This is a genomic window from Niallia sp. CD-39 (assembly GCF_059874745.1).
In genome coordinates, this window is record NZ_JCBCPS010000001.1 from 1,121,524 (window position 1) to 1,140,134 (window position 18,611).

Below are 18,611 nucleotides of genomic sequence, written 5' to 3' on the forward strand. Positions count from 1 at the left end.
TACTCTATATCCTTATCCTTATTACATTATCTTTGTCAGGTTGTATGAACACTAAAAACACATCAACTCCTAATTTGTTCGAAGTTGATACAATTGATCTGACTGAAAAATCTTATGCAATGATTTTCTCTGCTGGATTATGGAATGAAGCAGACTTGGATCATGGTAGGAATGTACTTCTCTTATTCGATGATGATGGAAACTGGAATGCATACAAGACTTATAATCTAGAGAGAGCTAATGTCAATTGGACAAAGGACGGCTTATACTTATCTGATTATAAATACGAATACTATATTGACAATGATGGTACTGTTCACAAAGCAGAAAAAACAACTGATATATTAGAAGGTACAGCACAATATGGATCCTCTGTCGATAGTGATGGTGGCGTATGGTCTTGGTTTGATATAGGTTTTAGTGATGAAGGCTATGATACACGCGTTACGTATCAACATAAAGATAAGCGTACCGAGACCATCGTCGAAGGTGTATACAGTTATTTCTTTACAGCAGGTACAGATCTATATGGTGTGAGTTCAAGCTTCGATTTGCCAAATGGAATTAATAAAGGTGGTCATTTGAGTTTGGTAAAGTTTGAAGCAGCAGGCTTAACCCCTAATGTACTTTCTTCTTATCCACTCCCTGATTCTGATGTAGAGCCAATTGATGTTTCACAACAAGTTGTGCTAAAAGAAGATACAGTTCATGTCGTAGGGGAAGCTGAAGCAATTGGTGATGCTTTTCAAACGAATTTAATGAAATGGAATATTCATGACGGCACATTTGAAGTGGATAGAATCGCTGTACCTACAGATCATTATGGAGATGAACTCAGTGTTTATTCATATTACACAAGTCAGGAAGCGCTTGATGGAAATGAGATGTATTGGTTTAATGAACGTGCTGAATTAATGAAAACAAATATTGAAACACATCATACTGAATTCGTTCAGTCATTTGATGTAGACGTACAAGATGAACTTTTTTTCTCTGCCCGTTTTGCAAATGATCAAATTTATTTGCTTGTTAATGATACAACATGGGGCAACTCATTTGATCGCGATGGCACAAAGATGAGGCTTTTGAAAACAAATTTAGCTTCACCAGAGTCCTTCACATTCGTCGAGATTGAAAACGGAGACGAATTAGCGAAATTATTCTCCAAAGAATCCTTAACGCCGACAAATAATAGCTTTTCCGTACGACCGGAGTAAAGCAAACTAGATTAGAAAGTCATCTTCGGGTTTCATATTAGCGAGCACTTTCTGAAGCCAACACATTAAATTCAGTAGAGAATTATTAAACCCTTGATGAGCTTAAATCGAAGACGATAGGAAATCCAGTTTTCTGTAGGGATTTAACTTATATTCTCTAGGTGTAGACGGTGAATCTAGACGGAGGAAAGTTAATTCCTGCGGGAGTCGTGCTTTACACTTAATCGAAGAATTACTCAATCTTACTTAAATGAAGCTATGGATTATGAGAAATTACTTTACCAAATCACTATAGAGTTTTCAACATAATCTCTTTCAAGATCAAAAAGGTCTAAAATGCATCCATTTTAGACCTTTTTCTTGTTAACCTACATAGGTTAATTGTTGTTCGTTTTTATATACACCATCAATTGTGCCTCCACCTAGACATTCATCTCCTTTGTAGAAGACAACTGCTTGTCCAGGCGTAATCGCACGAACTGGTTCTTTAAATATGACATTTACTGTTCCGTCTTCAGCCTGTACAACGGTCACTTCTTGATCAGCTTGACGATAACGGAATTTCGCTGTGCACGTAAAGTTTTTAGGTACAGGTTTATCCGACACCCAACTCATATTGACTGCTGTTAATGAATCGGAATAAAGCTTCTCATGATGAAAACCTTGTCCGACATACAGAACATTTCTTTTTAAATCTTTGCCGATTGCAAACCATGGTTCTCCTGCTCCACCGATGCCAAGACCATGTCGTTGTCCGATAGTATAATACATTAAACCATCATGCTTTCCGACGACTTTCCCATCGAAGGTTTCCATATTGCCAGGCTGTGCAGGCAAGTATTGGCTTAAAAACTCTTTAAAGTTTCTTTCACCAATAAAACAGATGCCAGTGCTGTCTTTTTTAGAAGCTGTAGCAAGACCTGCCTCCTTTGCAATTTCGCGCACTTTCGGCTTATCAATGCTACCTAATGGGAACATCACTTTAGACAACTGCTCTTGCGTGAGTTGATTTAAGAAGTACGTTTGGTCCTTATTTTCGTCAATTCCACGAAGCATTTTGTATTCTCCGTCTCGGAAGTCAACTTGTGCATAATGACCTGTCGCTAAGTAATCTGCCCCTAAGTTAACAGCGTGCTCTAAAAACGCCTTAAATTTAATCTCTTTATTACACATTACATCTGGATTCGGAGTTCTCCCTGCTTTGTACTCTTCGAGGAAATAAGAGAACACTTTGTCCCAATATTGTTTTTCGAAGTTTACTGCATAATAAGGGATTCCAATTTGGTTACAAACACGAATGACATCATTATAATCTTCGGTTGCTGTACATACGCCAAATTCGTCTGTATCATCCCAATTTTTCATAAAAATTCCGATGACATCAAAGCCTTGTTGCTTAAGGAGAAGTGCTGCGACCGATGAGTCCACCCCACCTGACATCCCAACAACAACTCGAGTATCTTTCGGCTCCTTCTTCATCTACTTCACCACCAATCATACTATTTATTACGTAATCGCTGAACAATGGAGGCGACTTCTTCTGCAATTTGCTCCATTTGATCCACTGTATTATTTATTCCAAAACTAAAACGAATTGAATTTACGATTCGCTCATCCTGCTTCCCAAACATCGCAACCAACACATGAGATGGCTCAATTGAACCTGCTGTACAAGCTGAGCCACTTGACACACTAATCCCAGCCAAGTCCAAATTCACAAGCATCGCTTCAACATTCGTACCAGGAAAGCTTAAGTTTAATACATGAGGAAGTGTTTCATCAACTAATCCGTTCTGCGTAAATTCTACCTGTTTTTTTCGTAAACCATCCATCAACGTTTGTCTCATTTGTTCATACTTACTTGTCCGATCAATTCTCTCTTTTTGAGCAATTTGTACAGCCGTTTGAAACCCAACAATAGCAGGGACATTTTCTGTTCCCGCTCGTCGTTTACGTTCTTGCTCACCGCCGAACAAACGAGAAGATAGTTGAACTCGCTCATTTGCATAGAGAAATCCAATCCCTTTTGGCCCATTTAATTTATGTGCCGTTACTGACAATAGATCTATACCATTCTTCTTAACATCTATTTCTGTTAGTCCGTATGCTTGGACAGCATCTGTATGAAAAAGAGCTCCATGCTCTTTTACTACAGCCGCAATTTCCTCTATATTTTGGACTGTACCAATTTCGTTATTAGCGTACATAATTGTAACGAGAATTGTATCCTCTCGTAATGCCTGCTTTACATCAGATTCGTTTACTTTGCCGTTTACATCTACTGGCAAATACGTTACGTCAAAACCGTCTTTTTCAAGTTTTTCACATGCATGAAGAACAGCATGATGCTCAATCATTGTTGTAATAATATGCTTCCCCTTGTGTTTATAAGCTTCAGCTACACCAAAAATCGCATGATTGTCTGCCTCTGTTCCCCCACTAGTAAAAATAAGCTCATTTGGCTTCGCACCAATGCTTCTTGCTAATTCAGCTCGTGCTTCATCTACAAGTAAACGTGAATTTCTACCAAATGAGTGGATGCTCGACGGGTTGCCAAATTGCTGTTCCATTACTTCCATCATTGATGCAATGACCTTCGGATGCATCGGTGTTGTTGCTGCATGATCTGCATAAATTCTTTCCATAAAATCACCTTCTTTAAGATAAGCTCAAGGCGCCGATCTATCGCTCACCACCAACAACGCCACACCCTGTGACATTGTTCGTGTGACTAGTAACCTATAGCTTCTATGCATAAGACGATTAACTTCAAAATTTCTGTGCGTCTTTGTATGCCTGAACGGTCGGGGTGCACCAGAATATGTAGCTACGTCCCTAACACGACTACGGTTCTAGTCTCTAAATTCTCGAGCAAGATACTGACTAAGTTCTTAGAGCAGCACACTTCATCATTTCATGACGAGATAGTTTTCTTTCTTATCTATTTATATATAGAACATATATCCTTCTGAATGATCATCCTCTGAATGGTTCGCTAAATCTTCAATCGTCGTTTGATCAAGTACATCCTTCACCGCATCACGGATTCTCATCCATAATTCCCTTTTTGCGGGCTCCTCATCCTCTAATCCTTCTACTGGACTAATCGGACCTTCTAAAACACGGATAATATCGCCTGCCGTTATGTTACCAGGCTCATCTCCTAATACATAGCCACCATATGCACCCCGAATGCTTCGAACTAAGCCGGCATTACGAAGTGGAGCAATTAGCTGCTCCAAATAATGCTCTGATAAATCATTTGTTTGTGCAATTGATTTTAGCGATGTTGGACCTTCTCCATGCTTCTTCGCTAATTCGATCATTATTGTAAGTCCATAACGGCCTTTCGTAGAAATTTTCATGAACTGACACCTCTATTTTCTTCTACTCTTTTCTTATCTGCTAATTTCATAAGGAAATAATCCGTTAATGCTTGGCATTGCGGCAAAGCCTTCCCTACAATTGGTCCAGTTGCTAAACTTAAGAAAATCGTTCCCCAGAATACCGGACCACCTAATTGCCAACCAACAATCAACACGAGAACTTCCATGCAACCCCTTACTCTTCCAACTTTCCAACCTGTTCTTGATGTCAGAGCAATCATTAAACTATCCCTTGGACCTGCTCCCAGCTGAGCAGATATATATAGTCCCATTCCATAACAGTTTAAAAGAACACCTAAAATGAACATGATCATTTGGCCAATCAATGTATCAGGAGTTTCCATAAATGGAAGCGACATATACATGTCAATGAATAATCCAATTAAGACCATATTCATGTATGCTCCAGCCTTGGGCCATTCCTTTGATATCAATGCCGCCACAAGTAAAACAACGACACCGACTAAAATTGACCAGCTTCCAATTGTCAATCCAAGCTGATAATACAACCCAACATGGAGTACATCCCACGGTGTTGCTCCTAAATCCGCTAAAATGAGAAAAACAATTCCTAAACTCATCACCAATAACCCTGTCAAATAGACAGAAAATCTTGGTCCAATCTGACCTCTTCTTTTACCCCTCATCTCCTACTATCCCCTTAGCAGAACTGAAAAATTTTCATCTATATGATTATCTAAACCTTATCATTATAGCATAGGTAGTGAATGGATTCATATAGGGGAATCCGATTGGTATGCTCAGAATTATGACGCTAAACGAAAATTATGATATGTTAATAGCACAAAACTTGTTTACATGTTTGGAGTGTTGACCAGTGTCAATTAAACCGTTAGCTTTTAAAATGAGGCCAACGACAATAGAAGAAATAATTGGGCAGGAGCATCTTGTTGGTGAAGGAAAAATCATTCGAAGAATGGTACAAGCTAGTCAGCTTTCCTCGATGATCTTATATGGTCCACCTGGGATCGGAAAAACATCCATTGCAAGTGCCATTGCAGGAAGCACTAAATATGCATTTCGCTCATTAAATGCAGTGACAAACAATAAAAAGGATATGGAAATTGTAGCGCAAGAAGCAAAAATGAGTGGAAAGGTTATCCTTCTTTTAGATGAAGTCCATCGTTTGGACAAAGGAAAACAGGATTTTCTTCTTCCTTATTTAGAAAATGGCATGATCACATTGATCGGTGCAACAACGAGTAACCCGTATCATGCAATAAACCCTGCAATTCGAAGCAGATGTCAAATCTTCGAGTTAAAGCCGCTTACTAAGGAACATATGAAAGAAGCTCTTTTACGCGCATTAAATGATGAAAAACGTGGGCTAGGTGAATTTCCAATTGAAGTTACAGAGGAGGCACTAAACCACTTTGCGTCTGCATCTAACGGCGATGTGCGCAGTGCGTTAAACGCATTAGAGCTCGCTGCCAAATCCACTGAAGAAAACAAAGATGGCAAAATTGTGATTGATGTTGTCGTTGCAGAGGAATGCATGCAGATGAAAAGCTTTTCTCACGATAAAGACGGCGATGCCCATTACGATGTGATCTCTGCTTTTCAAAAATCAATTCGTGGAAGCGATGTAAATGCAGCACTCCACTACTTAGGGCGTTTAGTCGAAGCAGGTGACTTGCCTAGCATAAGCAGACGCTTACTCGTCATTGCCTATGAAGACATTGGGCTTGCCTCTCCTCAAGCTGGTGCAAGAACATTAGCAGCAATTGAAACAGCCGAAAAGATCGGCTTTCCAGAAGCACGTATTCCTTTAGCAAATGCAGTCATAGAGCTCTGCTTATCACCAAAATCCAACTCAGCGATTATGGCAATTGATTTCGCGCTTTCTGACATTCGAGCAGGAAAAAGCGGAGAAGTGCCGGATCACTTAAAAGATGCACATTATCAAGGGGCAAAAGAACTCGGCCGTGGCATTGAATACAAATATCCTCATGATTATGATTCAGGTTGGGTTAAACAGCAGTACTTGCCAAACACAATTAAAAACAAAAAATACTATGAACCAAAACAAACTGGGAAATTTGAACAAGCATTATCGAATGTCTACTCAAAAATTCAAAAAGGATAAAAAGAAAAAGTGCTCGAGTGAAGAAATGAGCACTTTTTCTTTTTTGATTGGGTCTATATATTTGCTGGGTTCTGATTTTATCTAACACAAATCTGATATTATCGATCGAGATAAGTTTATCTAGCACAAACCCGGGTTTATCTAGCAGAAATCTAATCTTTTCTAGTAGAAAAACGAGTTTATCTTGCAAAACGAATTTATCTTGCACAAATCTAATTTTATCTAGCAAAAATCTAATCTTTTCTAGTAGAAAAACGAGTTTATCTTGCAAAACGAATTTATCTTGCACAAATCTAATTTTATCTAGCAAAAATCTAATCTTTTCTAGTAGAAAAACGAGTTTATCTTGCAAAACGAATTTATCTTGCACAAATCTAATTTTATCTAGCAAAAATACAAATTTATCTAGCATATCTCCGATTTTATCTAGTAAAAATAAGTTTATCTAGCATAACTCCGATTTTATCTAGTAAAAATAAGTTTATCTAGCAAAAATAAGTTTATCTACCACAAATCCGGTTTTATCTAGCAAAAAAATAAATTTATCTAGTAGAACTCCGGTTTTATCTAGCAAAAAAATAAATTTATCTAGCATAACTCCGGTTTTATCTAGCAAGACCTAATTATATCAAGCAAACTCATTCCTCCTACGCAGACACATCTCGCTTGTTAAAGACGGTAAATGCGAGGGCATGGAATAGAATGAAATACACTAGGATCACGATGACCGAGAAGCCGAGTGTCATTCCTTGAACCAATGGAGCTCCGTCGATGTATTGCATTAAGTTTGTGTTAGCGAACAGGATGTATTTTGCCCAGTCGTACCCCATCATTGCAAGAATGGAGGTAACTTGCCCTCCTACAAAAAGTAGGAATATGGACAAACCGATTGCTAAGGATGAGTTTCTAAACACAGCTGAGATCATAAATGCCATCGTTGCGACCATCAGTAGGTCAATCGAATTTAAGAAATAATAAGAAATGGTATGCGCAAACATTGTCTTCTCAACCACCTCACCATTTTGATAGCTTAAATATGGATTTGGAAAGTCTGTTGTCCCAAATAATACAAACCCTATCAACATAGCAAAGAAGAAGGTGACGAGCAGCATCCCGCTTCCAAATAATAGGACGGTGACATACTTAGATAACAAGATTTTCGTCCGAGAAAGCGGTCGTACCAATAAGAACTTTATTGTTCCCCAACTGAATTCACTTGCAACAATTCCACCAGCGATGATAATCGTAAATAATGCGATGAAACTAATGAGAAAGCTACTATCCATAACGAAATCCCACATATGATAGCCGCCTGTCACTGGCAGATCATTTTCTAAACGGTATTCACCTATTGCAATAGTCCGTTCGTAAGATTGAACAACCTCTGGTGGAAGTGTTTCTCCAAACTCATTTAAAGATTCTTGGTTATCCTTTACTTGCAGCTGAATACCTCGCTCCCAGTTTTGGTTATCTGGTACAGCACCTTTACTGTCCTGATATTTTAAAAATCCACCCATCACAAGAAGAAAGAAAACAATGATGCCAATCATCACATAGGTTGATTTACGTTTGAAAATCTTCATCCATTCATTTTGAATAAGCCCCATTAATTAATGCCTCCTTTCTCATTCGTCATTTCTAAGAACCGATCTTCAAGTGACTTAGAAGTAGAAGCAACTCTATAAATTTTAATGCCATTCAAGACTAGTTTCTCGACAACAACGGCTATGTTTTCCCTCGTTCCGGTGAATATAAGTTTTCCATCAACAATCGAGCACTCACTATTAGGAAATTGCTCTTCATATACATTGCTTGCTTTCTTCACATCATCAACTTCAATTTCAAAGGCCAGCTCATTGTCCAGCATCATCTCATGAATGGGTTGAACATCTGTTAATTGTCCGTTTTGAATAATTGCTATCCGGTCACACATCATTTCCATCTCTGATAATAGATGGCTCGATACAACAACGGCCATTCCTTTTTCCTGAGCAAGCTTACGAACATGATCGCGAATCTCTCGAATTCCAGCTGGATCTAGTCCATTAGTTGGCTCATCTAAGATAAGCACCTTGGGGTCATGCAATAAGCATTGTGCTAGGCCAAGACGTTGGCGCATTCCTAAAGAGTAAGTACGTACTTTGTCATGGATACGCTTTTCCAATCCAACAAAGCGGACCGTTTCCATGATTTTTCCCTTAGAAATCCCGCCACTCATTCGTGCATAATGAAGGAGGTTTTGATACCCTGTCATAAATTTATACATTTCTGGATTTTCGACAATTGCACCGACATGGCGAATTGCATCTTCAAAGTCTGTTTTAATGCTTTTTCCAGCAATTTTGATATCACCTGAAGTCATCCCAATTAGACCAACCATCATTCGAATCGTCGTCGTTTTACCAGCGCCATTCGGCCCTAAAAAACCAAACACTTCTCCACCATTCACATTAAATGATAGGGAATCAATGATCTTTTTCTTCTTAATGACCTTTGAGACATTTTGTATTTCAATAAGATTTTTCACTTACATCACCTTCTATTCATACAATTTTTTCATCCATGAAAGAACAGATTGCCCGTTTTCTTCTCTTATCTGTTCCACGTTCACTCTTTCTGTAACTTCTCCATTCTTCATCGCAATCACTTCATCAAGTAACCCTTCTATTTCAAATATTTCATGAGTTGCAATCACAATGGTTTGTTCCTCTAAGTCAATATAAGATAATAGCCCTTTAACAATACTTTCTCGTACCATTGGATCTAGCCCTGAAAACGGTTCATCCAATAAAACGACTGGCACACGTCTTGCTAATGATAAAAGCAGCTTTGCTCTTGCGCGATTCCCTTTAGAGTATTGTTTCATTTTCATCTGATCATCAAGTTGCAAAAAGGAGAGGAGTTCTTTTGCAACCTGCTCATCAAAGTCTGAAAATTGGCTGCTATAAAAAGAAATTAAGGACTTCAATGTAAAGTTAGGATAGAACATATCTTGATCGGTTAAGTACGTAACGTCTTTCGCTACTCTTCGAGTCACTTTATTTCCTTGAAAGGTTACTATTCCGTTCGTTGGGTATGCAAGACCAGCCATTAATTTTAAGGTTGTCGATTTTCCACTTCCATTTGGACCGACTAATCCATAGATTTTCCCCTTTTCCAAAGACAGACTCACGTTTTGTACTGCTTTTTTGAAGCCGTATTTTTTCGTTACCTCTGTAAGCTCAATCATTGAATTGGTCCCTCCTTCTTAAGAAAATCCTCCACGCGTTTAATGATTTCTCCCTTTGATAAACCTAACTCATTCATTTGATCAACAAAGCTTTTAACAATTTCGATTTGCAGCTCTTTCTTTAACAATTCCACCATCTCAGTATCCTCCCTAACAAATGTCCCTTGGCCTCTCTTCGTTTCTACGATCTCTTGACTTTCAAGCTCACCATAAGTGCGTTGAATCGTGTTTGGATTGACTCCAGACTGGATCGCCATGTCTCTTACAGACGGCAATTTTTCTCCCGGTGCCAATTCACCGCGAATGAGTTGACGTTTAATTTTATCGACAATTTGCATATAAATTGGTTTAGAAGCCTGAAACTCTCCCATTTTACAACTCAACCTTTCTTTCTAATAACCAAGCGGACAATCCGAACACAACCACGGCACACAGAACATACACAAGAATGATTGTTAAAGAAATCGTCGAAGATCCATCCATCATCTGCATCGAAAAGCTTCCCCCTCCACTTTCCAATTCAAATGAGTAAAAGGAAGGAATTGAAACACTCCCTAGTTGCTTGAACGATTCAAAAAAAGCCAAACTAGTAATAAACTTTTCAATCGTCAATAACACATATGTGAAGACGAACAAAGAGATCATCCTCAAGATAAATGGAACATTCAATGATTTCATAATTAAGTTAAGTAGCCAGTAGAATAGAAACCAAATGCTAAAAAACACTGATATGGAAATTAGGAACAGCAAAAGCCAACCTAGTATAGAAATTGGCATCATCAGTTCACCTTCATGTGGAACAACATTACCTAACGCCCAAACTGAAAACCCACTTGTAATTGCTAAAGAAATGACGAACAAAATAATACCAAGTAGTAGCTTTGTGATCAGCAACATAAACCCACTATTCGGGTTATGGAGCCATCCCTTCCCTACAACTTCTTTAGAAAGTGAATAATATAAGAAAGCCGGTAGATAAAATAAATGAGCAAATACAGCCATAAGAGAAACCATTGCTGGGATTGTATTTTCACCTATATAAGAAGAGTAAATTAGACTTGTAGATAAAAACACGATGACTCCTAAAATGCTTAAAATGCTCCAACCCCGTACGAGCTTCCATTCCTTTATTAGCAATCCCGTAAACATAGTGCCCCTCCTTTGTATTAGTGTACTAGTTGAATAGTACACTAATACAAAAAACAATGCAACCATTTTATTCTAAATAGCAGTTGAATTTTCAGAAACTTGATATTAATGTATTTATTTTTTCTAGCAAAAACTGCGATTTATTTGCGGAATCTAAATTTTATCGAGCAAAGAATTCATTTTAATTGCGAACCACCAAATTTTTCTTAACAAACAAAAAACCGAAGCTCATCAAAGCCCCGGCTAATCGATTAATTTTCATCATTTACTCGGTAAATTTTTATGTCAGCTAATAGCTCACGTACAACATAGCTCGCCATGATCAATCCTGCAACGGACGGTACAAATGCGTTTGAGGAAGGTGGCATTTTAGCTTTACGAATTTTCGCACCGTCTTTTCCAACTACTTTACGAACATCCTCACGAATAACGATTGGACTTTCATCAGAGAACACAACAGGTATTCCTTTACGTATGCCTTCTTTTCTTAAACGAGTACGGATGACCTTTGCAATTGGATCTGTATGAGTTTTTGAAATATCAGCAATTTGGAATCTTGTAGGATCCATTTTATTTGCTGCACCCATGCTTGAGATTATTGGAATGTTTCTTTTTAAGCATTCCTTCATTAAGTGAAGCTTGTACGAGATCGTATCTGACGCATCAACAACAAAGTCGATACCATGCTCAAAGAATTGCTCATACGTTTCTTCTGTATAGAACATTTTTATTGCGATTACTTCACACTCTGGGTTAATGTCTTTAATTCTTTCTTTCATTAAATCAGCTTTTGGCTGACCGACAGTGGAAAGCAGAGCGATGATTTGACGGTTTACATTTGTAATATCGACATCGTCCTTGTCGACTAGAATTAGACGACCAACGCCTGAACGAGCTAATGCTTCACAAGCAAATGTCCCTACTCCTCCAATTCCTAGTACAGCAACTGTCGTGTTTTTCATTTTTTCTAAACCCTCTTGACCGATGGCTAACTCATTTCTAGAAAATTGATGTAGCAACTTTATTTCACTCCAACTCAATAATTTTTCATTTAATTGATTCACGATAATGACTATATCATATTAATACAAGTAGTTCGATAGGAATGATGAATATTTTTTTGTGCAAAATAAAAAACCATTCCTCTATTTAGAATGGCTAATAACTTCAATGGTATGTAAGATAAAGTCCCAATCGTGCCGTCGCCTAATGTGCCTTCACTTTGAACCCGCACTACAGCAGGTGGGTGCCCTGTCCTCCGCTTATGTAAGTCCTCAAAATTGAGGCATTTACGCTACAGAAAAACCCGGACTCCCGAAGGTAATATGTTCGGTCAAAATGTAGGAAATACAACGAACACATCAGGACTTTATCTTTTTATTACTCTTATCTTACCATAATGTATTCCCCTCCTTCAAGGAGAGGAAACTAGGACATTATTCACTTTTTTCCAATTTTAGGGCCAGATGCAATTCATCAAGCTGCTTTTCACTTACCTCACCTGGAGCATTTGTTAGCACACAGCTCGCACTTGCTGTTTTAGGGAACACAATTGTATCGCGCAAGTTGGTCTTTCCTGCTAACAGCATGACTAAGCGGTCGAGGCCTAACGCAATTCCTCCATGTGGCGGCGTACCGTATTCAAATGCCTCTAACAAGAATCCAAACTGTTCATTTGCTTCCTCTTTTGTAAATCCTAATACAGAGAACATTTTTTCTTGAATGTCTCTTTCGAATATACGCAATGAGCCTCCACCCAGTTCATAACCATTTAACACGAGGTCATACGCTTCCGCACGAACATCAGCTGGGTTCTTTTCAAACTTCTCTAGGTCATCTCGTGCAGGCATCGTGAATGGATGGTGCGCTGCAAAGTATCGACCTTCCGCCTCATCATACTCTAATAATGGCCAATCCGTTACCCATAAGAAGTTAAACTTGCTTTGGTCGATTAAATCTAATTCTTTCCCAAGCTTTAATCGAAGGGCACCTAACGCATCGGCTACAACCGATTTCTTATCAGCTACGAATAGTAATAAATCTCCAACTTCAGCTTCTACTGCCACAGATATCGCTTTTTGTTCTTCTTCAGAAACAAATTTTGCGATAGGGCCCTTCAAGCCCTCTTCTTCTACTTTTAGCCAAGCAAGACCTTTGGCACCATAAGGAGCAACAAATTCTGTTAAGGCATCAATATCCTTACGTGAATATTTTGCGGCAGCCTCTTTAACATTGATTGCCTTTACTTGACCACCTGATGAAATCGCTCCGCTAAACACTTTGAAACCAGAACCTTGTAGAATCTCTGAAAGGTCGACTAAATCCATCGCAAAACGTGTATCAGGCTTATCTGAACCATAGCGAGACATTGCATCATCGTACGTCATTTGTGGAAATGGTGTTTCTAATTCAATATCTTTAACATTCTTCATCACTTTTTTCATCATGTTTTCCATTAAAGCGATAATATCCTCTTTACTCATAAAGCTCATTTCCATATCGACTTGAGTAAATTCAGGCTGACGGTCTGCACGTAGATCTTCGTCACGGAAACAACGAGCAATTTGATAATATCGTTCGAATCCACCAACCATCATTAATTGCTTAAAGATTTGTGGAGATTGTGGCAATGCATAGAACTCGCCTGGATGCACGCGGCTAGGCACTAAATAGTCACGAGCTCCTTCAGGAGTACTCTTTGTTAGAATTGGTGTTTCTAATTCAAGGAACCCTTCATCATCTAGGAAACTTCTCATTGTTTTCGTAATGTCATGGCGCATTTTAAATGTTTCATACATTACTGGACGTCGAACATCTAAGTAACGGTATTTTAAACGAACATCCTCAGAGACGTCTGTTTTATTATCAATGACAAACGGTGGGGTTTTTGCTTCGTTAATAATTGTTACACTTTCAGCCTGCACTTCAATACGGCCAGTCTTTAAATTGTCGTTAATCGTTGTATCTGAACGTGCAATCACTGTTCCTTCAATATCCAAAACGTACTCATTACGGATTTTTTCTGCAATTTCTAATGCATCATTTGATGTTTCTGGATTGAATACAACTTGGACAATCCCAGTACGGTCACGCAAATCAATGAAAATTAATCCACCTAAATCTCTGCGCTTTTGCACCCAACCTTTTAATACAATTTTTTGTCCAATCGCTGATTCTGTTACTTCTCCACAATAAAACGTTCTACCAAACATGTTGTCTCCTCCTATTTACTAGCCAGCTCAACTATTTTTTCAACGAAATGATCTAATCCAACCTCTATTTGTTCACCAGATTCCATAACTTTGACCTGGACTTTGTTTTCTTTCAGTTCATTCTCTCCAAGGACAGCGACATAGCTTGCCTTAACCCGATCTGCCGCTTTAAACTGGGCCTTTACTTTTCGATCCATATAGTCCCGATCAGCAGAAATTCCAGCGTTTCGCAATTTATGCAATAAAGTAACAGAGTAATCTTTTGCTTCTTCCCCTAATGCAACGATGTAGCAATCGACACTATCTTGGCTTGGTAGCTCGACCTTTTCTGCCTCTAATGCTGCGATAAACCGTTCGATACTTAGTGCAAAACCAACTCCCGGGCTTTCTGGTCCACCAATTTCTTCTGATAGCCCATTGTATCGGCCACCACCACAAAGTGTCGTAATGGAACCAAATCCATCTGCTTCACTCATGATTTCAAAGGCAGTATGTGTATAATAATCCAATCCACGAACAAGATTTGGATCTACAACATAGTCAATTTCTAAGCCTGTTAAATATGCCTGTAGCTTTTCAAAATATTTTTTTGAATCTTCATTTAAATATTCTGTAATCGCTGGTGCTGTTGCCATTAACTCATGATCATGGTCTTTTTTACAATCAAGAATACGCATTGGGTTTTTCTCTAATCTTGATTGGCAATCACTACAAAACTCATTGATTCTCGGTGAGAAATGCTGTATTAATGCTTCTCGGTGTGCGACCCTGCTTTCCTTATCTCCTAAGCTATTAACGACAAGTTTTAGCTTTTTCAAGCCTAGTTCTTTGTAGAGAGTCATCGCTAGAGCAATCACTTCTGCATCGATTGCTGGATCATTGCTACCGATCGCCTCAACGCCAAATTGAACAAATTGACGAAAACGACCTGCCTGAGGTCTTTCATACCGAAACATCGGTCCCATATAATAAAGCTTTACTGGCTGATTTGCTAAGCCAAACATTTTATTTTCGACATATGAACGAACAATGGATGCAGTTCCTTCAGGCCTTAATGTTAAACTTCGATCGCCTCGATCGGTAAATGTATACATCTCTTTTTGAACGATATCTGTTGTGTCACCAACACTTCGTAAAAATAAATCAGTGTGTTCAAAAATTGGTGTCCGAATCTCTTTATACTGAAACTTTGCACAAATTTCTCGTGCCTTCTCTTCAATTAATTGCCAAGCTTCAATTTTTCCTGGCAATAAATCTTGTGTTCCTCTTGGGATTTGAATTGACATTGAGATGCCCTCCTCTTTATTTGAAACTATATGTAAATAAATGTATAACGTCTTTTACACGCAAAAAACTCCCGTCCCTTGCATGAATACATACAAGGGACGAGAGTATAAGTTCCCGTGGTGCCACCCTAGTTGAAAACAAAAAGTTTTCCACTTTGACAGTTAACGCCTGTTCTACGTTCAACTCCTACTAAAGCACACTTTTTCAGAGAGAAGCCTACGAAGTGTTCTTTCATTAAATCATTATGGAGAAACGCTTTCAGCCTAAGGCGCTCCCTCTCTTGCCATATGTCTTTTAATTACTCTTCTTCATCATTGGTTTTTATTAATTGTTAGTCATTTTATTTATATAATAATAAGGAGCGTTTTCTTAATTGTCAAGAACTTCTCTTAAGAACGGTTTAATTTTTTCTTCAATGTTTGCACATCTTTTAATGATAAGCCAAATTCAGTAGCTAATTCAACGAGCGTAGCATTTTGTTCTGACTGAATAAAATCATGAAAATCTACACCTAATAGTTTATTGTCTCCCGATTGAATAGTCATTCCTTTTTCATTAAACCTCATGTTGCCATCCCTCTCATTAGCAAGTCTTTCCTCCTATTATTGCCAACCATCAGAATTTTTATTTACAAAAACACTTTAATGACGATATAAAAGAAAGGATAATTCTCTTTGCAAATAGAAAGAAATAGAGTATCTTTTTTTTATGCATTTTGTTAAAAAAGGAGGAATTTGTTTAGTGAATGTTAGAAGATCATTGATTTCAACCATTTGCTTGCTTCTGTTTGTTAGTCTATTGCTGCCTACAACAAGTATCGAAGCATCAGGACAAAAGATAAAGGTAGCTACTGATGTGGTAAATATTCGCACCGGCCCAGGACTAAGTTATCCACTCCTTGGAAAAGCGACAAGAGGAGAACAATTCAACTTGCTGAAGCGAGAAAATGAATGGATTCAAGTTCAGCTTAGAAGCGGTGATAAAGGCTGGATTGCTGATTGGCTAGTAACTGAAGGAACCTCCTCATCACCAGAGCAAAGTTCACAAATCGGGCGTACCGCTACTGTTTCTACAGATGGGTTGCGGGTTCGTAGTGGTCCAGGAACAGAATATCGTGTGCTAGGAAGTGTACATAAAGGGGAAACATTCAATATTTCTTCCGAAGATGGTGACTGGGTAAGGGTGTCTTATAACGGTGAAACTGGCTGGATTCATCAGGATTTCATTGCTATTAGTGGACAAGCACCAGATTCATCTTCATCAAATGTTGATGTTCAACCAGCAAATCCATCAGGTCATACAGTAAAAGTAACAGCTACATCCCTTGTTGTACGTAATGAAGGGTCCCTTCATGGCAAACAGATTGGTTCCGTCAAACAAGGGGAAGTATTTACTGTCATTGAAGAGCAAAACGACTGGGTAAAAATCCAATATGATAAGAAAAACACTGGTTGGGTAGCAGGCTGGTATTTACAAACGTCATCTATAAACGAGCAAAGTGAAACAACACCTACGACTAAAGGAATTGAAGGTCATTCGGTTACTATCCTTTATGATGAAACCAATATACGAAAAGAACCAACGACATATTCGAGCATCATTTCTCGAGCTACTAAGGGAGAAGAGTTTAAGGTAAAAGGTCTTTCAAATGATTGGTATCAAGTTGAGTTAAGCAATGGTGAGCTTGGTTATGTTGCAGGTTGGATTGTTGTCAACAACCAATCTCAATCCCAAGTAGAGAGGCATTCAAGCGTATCCTCAATTAAGAATAAGACGATCGTATTAGATCCCGGGCATGGCGGACGGGATAGTGGTACAACTGGTGCACGTGGAACTCTTGAAAAGACATTGAATATGCAAACTGTAAATATACTTGCTGCTAAGCTAGAGGCTGCTGGGGCAAACGTCATTAAAACACGCTCTACCGATGTTTATACATCACTTGATGCACGCATTCGAGCGTCACATACACATAACGCAGATGCATTTATTAGCATTCACTATGATAGCATTGATGACCGTTCTGTAAGAGGAATGACAACCTACTATTATCATTCCTATCAAGAACAGCTAGCAAAGCAAATTCATCAAGTAACCGCATTGCATACAGGGCTTAAAAATCGTGGACACCGCTTTGGTGATTACTTCGTCTTAAGAGAAAACAACCGTAAAGCTGTATTGGTTGAATTAGGGTATTTAAGCAACCCTGCTGAAGAAATGGTTGTTTCGTCCAGACAGTACCAAGAAACAGCTGCTGAAGGTCTGTACCAAGGCATCATCCGCTATTTCTCCAACTAAATGAAATGTAAAAGATCTCGGTATTATCCGAGATCTTTTACATTTGTAGACAAAGTAGATTTCCTACTTTGTACATACGTTAAACTTTAAAAATATAAGAGAAACCCTCAGATTGTCTCGTGAACGCTTGTCAGACTCGGAGTGCGGTCTAAGTGAAGACCGGAATAGAACATACGGTTGTTCATGAGGGGATGAAAGAGACAAACAACGACGTGTGCGAGCGTTTGTCAACAGTCGGAAAGGTCTCGGAATAATCCGAGACCTTTTTACGTTACGATCGATCCTTGCTATCTAATATAAAAGTCACTGGTCCGTCATTTTGAAGCTCTACATTCATCATTGCACCAAAAATACCCGTTTCAACTTTTAAGCCTTCACTTCGCAATAACTCGTTGAAGCGTAAGTACAATTCATTTGCTTCATCTGGCTTAGCTGCTTTTGTAAAGTTCGGTCTACGTCCTTTTCGAGTATCTCCATACAATGTGAATTGAGAAACAGATAAAATTTCTCCACCAATGTCTTTAATAGACAAGTTCATTTTTCCTGCTTCATCTTCAAAAATTCGGAGATTCGCTATCTTTTCTGCTAAATATTTTGCATCAGCCTCATCATCGTCATGAGTAACACCGACTAATAATACATAGCCTTTCGAGATTGAACCTGATACTTCCCCTTCAACAGTGACAGAGGCTTCCTTACTTCTTTGTAAAACAATCTTCATTGTGC

The 18,611-nt window shown here is 38.6% G+C and carries 17 protein-coding genes, 1 other RNA gene and 1 other annotated feature; of the genes, 3 read left to right on the forward strand and 15 right to left on the reverse strand.

Going from position 1 to position 18,611, the window contains the following annotated elements; translation table 11 throughout:
* Positions 1-44: 44 nt before the first annotated feature.
* Entirely contained in the window at positions 45-1,217 is a 1,173-nt protein-coding gene (locus AC6F34_RS05750; RefSeq protein WP_500769848.1) for a YycP family beta-propeller protein, read from the forward strand.
* A 363-nt stretch (positions 1,218-1,580) separates the two neighbouring features.
* Here AC6F34_RS05750 and mnmA read toward each other — a convergent pair whose 3' ends face one another.
* The 4 genes from mnmA to AC6F34_RS05770 form a co-directional block, all read right to left on the reverse strand.
* Entirely contained in the window at positions 1,581-2,696 is a 1,116-nt protein-coding gene (gene mnmA, locus AC6F34_RS05755; RefSeq protein WP_500769850.1) for a tRNA 2-thiouridine(34) synthase MnmA, read from the reverse strand.
* Positions 2,697-2,716: 20 nt separating this feature from the next.
* Positions 2,717-3,862 carry a cysteine desulfurase family protein gene (locus AC6F34_RS05760; RefSeq protein ID WP_500769852.1) on the reverse strand — a complete coding sequence of 382 codons (1,146 nt, stop codon included), beginning with the start codon at positions 3,860-3,862 and terminating at the stop codon, positions 2,717-2,719.
* Positions 3,863-4,162: 300 nt separating this feature from the next.
* A complete protein-coding gene (cymR, locus tag AC6F34_RS05765; protein ID WP_500769854.1) occupies positions 4,163-4,582 on the reverse strand; it encodes a cysteine metabolism transcriptional regulator CymR in 420 nt (139 codons plus the stop codon).
* Positions 4,579-5,250, reverse strand: coding sequence for a YczE/YyaS/YitT family protein (locus tag AC6F34_RS05770; protein WP_500769856.1), 672 nt, complete (start codon positions 5,248-5,250; stop codon positions 4,579-4,581). The genes cymR and AC6F34_RS05770 overlap by 4 nt, the downstream gene beginning before the upstream one ends.
* Positions 5,251-5,441: 191 nt before the next feature.
* Between AC6F34_RS05770 and AC6F34_RS05775 the strand changes: the two genes are divergently transcribed.
* Positions 5,442-6,710, forward strand: a complete 1,269-nt coding sequence (locus AC6F34_RS05775) for a replication-associated recombination protein A (protein WP_500769858.1) — start codon at positions 5,442-5,444, stop codon at positions 6,708-6,710.
* A gap of 647 nt (positions 6,711-7,357) precedes the next feature.
* On the opposite strand, the gene AC6F34_RS05780 is transcribed toward AC6F34_RS05775, so the two are convergent.
* The 10 genes from AC6F34_RS05780 to AC6F34_RS05825 form a co-directional block, all read right to left on the reverse strand.
* Positions 7,358-8,317 (reverse strand): ABC transporter permease, encoded by a 960-nt coding sequence (locus AC6F34_RS05780; protein WP_500769860.1) that lies wholly within the window; start codon positions 8,315-8,317, stop codon positions 7,358-7,360.
* Positions 8,317-9,237, reverse strand: coding sequence for an ABC transporter ATP-binding protein (locus AC6F34_RS05785; RefSeq protein WP_500769863.1), 921 nt, complete (start codon positions 9,235-9,237; stop codon positions 8,317-8,319). The genes AC6F34_RS05780 and AC6F34_RS05785 overlap by 1 nt, the downstream gene beginning before the upstream one ends.
* Before the next feature lie 12 nt (positions 9,238-9,249).
* Entirely contained in the window at positions 9,250-9,939 is a 690-nt protein-coding gene (locus AC6F34_RS05790; RefSeq protein WP_500769865.1) for an ABC transporter ATP-binding protein, read from the reverse strand.
* Positions 9,936-10,310: a GntR family transcriptional regulator gene (locus AC6F34_RS05795; protein ID WP_500769867.1), complete on the reverse strand. Its 375-nt coding sequence runs from the start codon at positions 10,308-10,310 to the stop codon at positions 9,936-9,938. The genes AC6F34_RS05790 and AC6F34_RS05795 overlap by 4 nt, the downstream gene beginning before the upstream one ends.
* A gap of 1 nt (position 10,311) precedes the next feature.
* Positions 10,312-11,088: a hypothetical protein gene (locus AC6F34_RS05800; RefSeq protein WP_500769869.1), complete on the reverse strand. Its 777-nt coding sequence runs from the start codon at positions 11,086-11,088 to the stop codon at positions 10,312-10,314.
* Between the two features lie 251 nt (positions 11,089-11,339).
* Positions 11,340-12,107 carry a tRNA threonylcarbamoyladenosine dehydratase gene (locus AC6F34_RS05805; protein WP_500769871.1) on the reverse strand — a complete coding sequence of 256 codons (768 nt, stop codon included), beginning with the start codon at positions 12,105-12,107 and terminating at the stop codon, positions 11,340-11,342.
* 164 nt (positions 12,108-12,271) lie between these two features.
* Positions 12,272-12,459: non-coding RNA, 6S RNA (gene ssrS / locus AC6F34_RS05810), on the reverse strand.
* A 65-nt stretch (positions 12,460-12,524) separates the two neighbouring features.
* Positions 12,525-14,300 carry an aspartate--tRNA ligase gene (aspS, locus tag AC6F34_RS05815; protein ID WP_500769873.1) on the reverse strand — a complete coding sequence of 592 codons (1,776 nt, stop codon included), beginning with the start codon at positions 14,298-14,300 and terminating at the stop codon, positions 12,525-12,527.
* Positions 14,301-14,311: 11 nt separating this feature from the next.
* Entirely contained in the window at positions 14,312-15,586 is a 1,275-nt protein-coding gene (gene hisS / locus AC6F34_RS05820) for a histidine--tRNA ligase (protein WP_500769875.1), read from the reverse strand.
* A 92-nt stretch (positions 15,587-15,678) separates the two neighbouring features.
* Positions 15,679-15,911: a binding site (T-box leader), on the reverse strand.
* Between the two features lie 65 nt (positions 15,912-15,976).
* Positions 15,977-16,153 carry a hypothetical protein gene (locus AC6F34_RS05825; RefSeq protein WP_500769877.1) on the reverse strand — a complete coding sequence of 59 codons (177 nt, stop codon included), beginning with the start codon at positions 16,151-16,153 and terminating at the stop codon, positions 15,977-15,979.
* A 175-nt stretch (positions 16,154-16,328) separates the two neighbouring features.
* Here AC6F34_RS05825 and AC6F34_RS05830 point away from each other — a divergent pair, with 175 nt between their 5' ends.
* The gene (locus AC6F34_RS05830) at positions 16,329-17,885 is read left to right on the forward strand and encodes an N-acetylmuramoyl-L-alanine amidase family protein (protein ID WP_500769879.1); all 1,557 of its coding nucleotides are present in this window, start codon (positions 16,329-16,331) and stop codon (positions 17,883-17,885) included.
* Positions 17,886-18,156: 271 nt separating this feature from the next.
* Here the strand turns inward: AC6F34_RS05830 and dtd are convergent, their stop codons facing one another.
* Complete coding sequence (gene dtd, locus AC6F34_RS05835; RefSeq protein ID WP_500769881.1) at positions 18,157-18,606, reverse strand: D-aminoacyl-tRNA deacylase; 450 nt, start codon at positions 18,604-18,606, stop codon at positions 18,157-18,159.
* Between the last annotated feature and the right edge of the window lie 5 nt (positions 18,607-18,611).

What these genes read in the sequence shown, in the direction of transcription:
- hisS (WP_500769875.1), bottom strand. Translation starts at nt 15,586, where the DNA reads ATGTCAATTCAAATCCCAAGAGGAACACAAGATTTATTGCCAGGAAAA.
- AC6F34_RS05780 (WP_500769860.1), bottom strand. Translation starts at nt 8,317, where the DNA reads ATGGGGCTTATTCAAAATGAATGGATGAAGATTTTCAAACGTAAATCA.
- AC6F34_RS05825 (WP_500769877.1), bottom strand. Translation starts at nt 16,153, where the DNA reads ATGAGGTTTAATGAAAAAGGAATGACTATTCAATCGGGAGACAATAAA.
- AC6F34_RS05770 (WP_500769856.1), bottom strand. Translation starts at nt 5,250, where the DNA reads ATGAGGGGTAAAAGAAGAGGTCAGATTGGACCAAGATTTTCTGTCTAT.
- AC6F34_RS05795 (WP_500769867.1), bottom strand. Translation starts at nt 10,310, where the DNA reads ATGGGAGAGTTTCAGGCTTCTAAACCAATTTATATGCAAATTGTCGAT.
- mnmA (WP_500769850.1), bottom strand. Translation starts at nt 2,696, where the DNA reads ATGAAGAAGGAGCCGAAAGATACTCGAGTTGTTGTTGGGATGTCAGGT.
- AC6F34_RS05750 (WP_500769848.1), top strand. Translation starts at nt 45, where the DNA reads ATGAACACTAAAAACACATCAACTCCTAATTTGTTCGAAGTTGATACA.
- AC6F34_RS05760 (WP_500769852.1), bottom strand. Translation starts at nt 3,862, where the DNA reads ATGGAAAGAATTTATGCAGATCATGCAGCAACAACACCGATGCATCCG.
- aspS (WP_500769873.1), bottom strand. Translation starts at nt 14,300, where the DNA reads ATGTTTGGTAGAACGTTTTATTGTGGAGAAGTAACAGAATCAGCGATT.
- AC6F34_RS05800 (WP_500769869.1), bottom strand. Translation starts at nt 11,088, where the DNA reads ATGTTTACGGGATTGCTAATAAAGGAATGGAAGCTCGTACGGGGTTGG.
- cymR (WP_500769854.1), bottom strand. Translation starts at nt 4,582, where the DNA reads ATGAAAATTTCTACGAAAGGCCGTTATGGACTTACAATAATGATCGAA.
- dtd (WP_500769881.1), bottom strand. Translation starts at nt 18,606, where the DNA reads ATGAAGATTGTTTTACAAAGAAGTAAGGAAGCCTCTGTCACTGTTGAA.
- AC6F34_RS05790 (WP_500769865.1), bottom strand. Translation starts at nt 9,939, where the DNA reads ATGATTGAGCTTACAGAGGTAACGAAAAAATACGGCTTCAAAAAAGCA.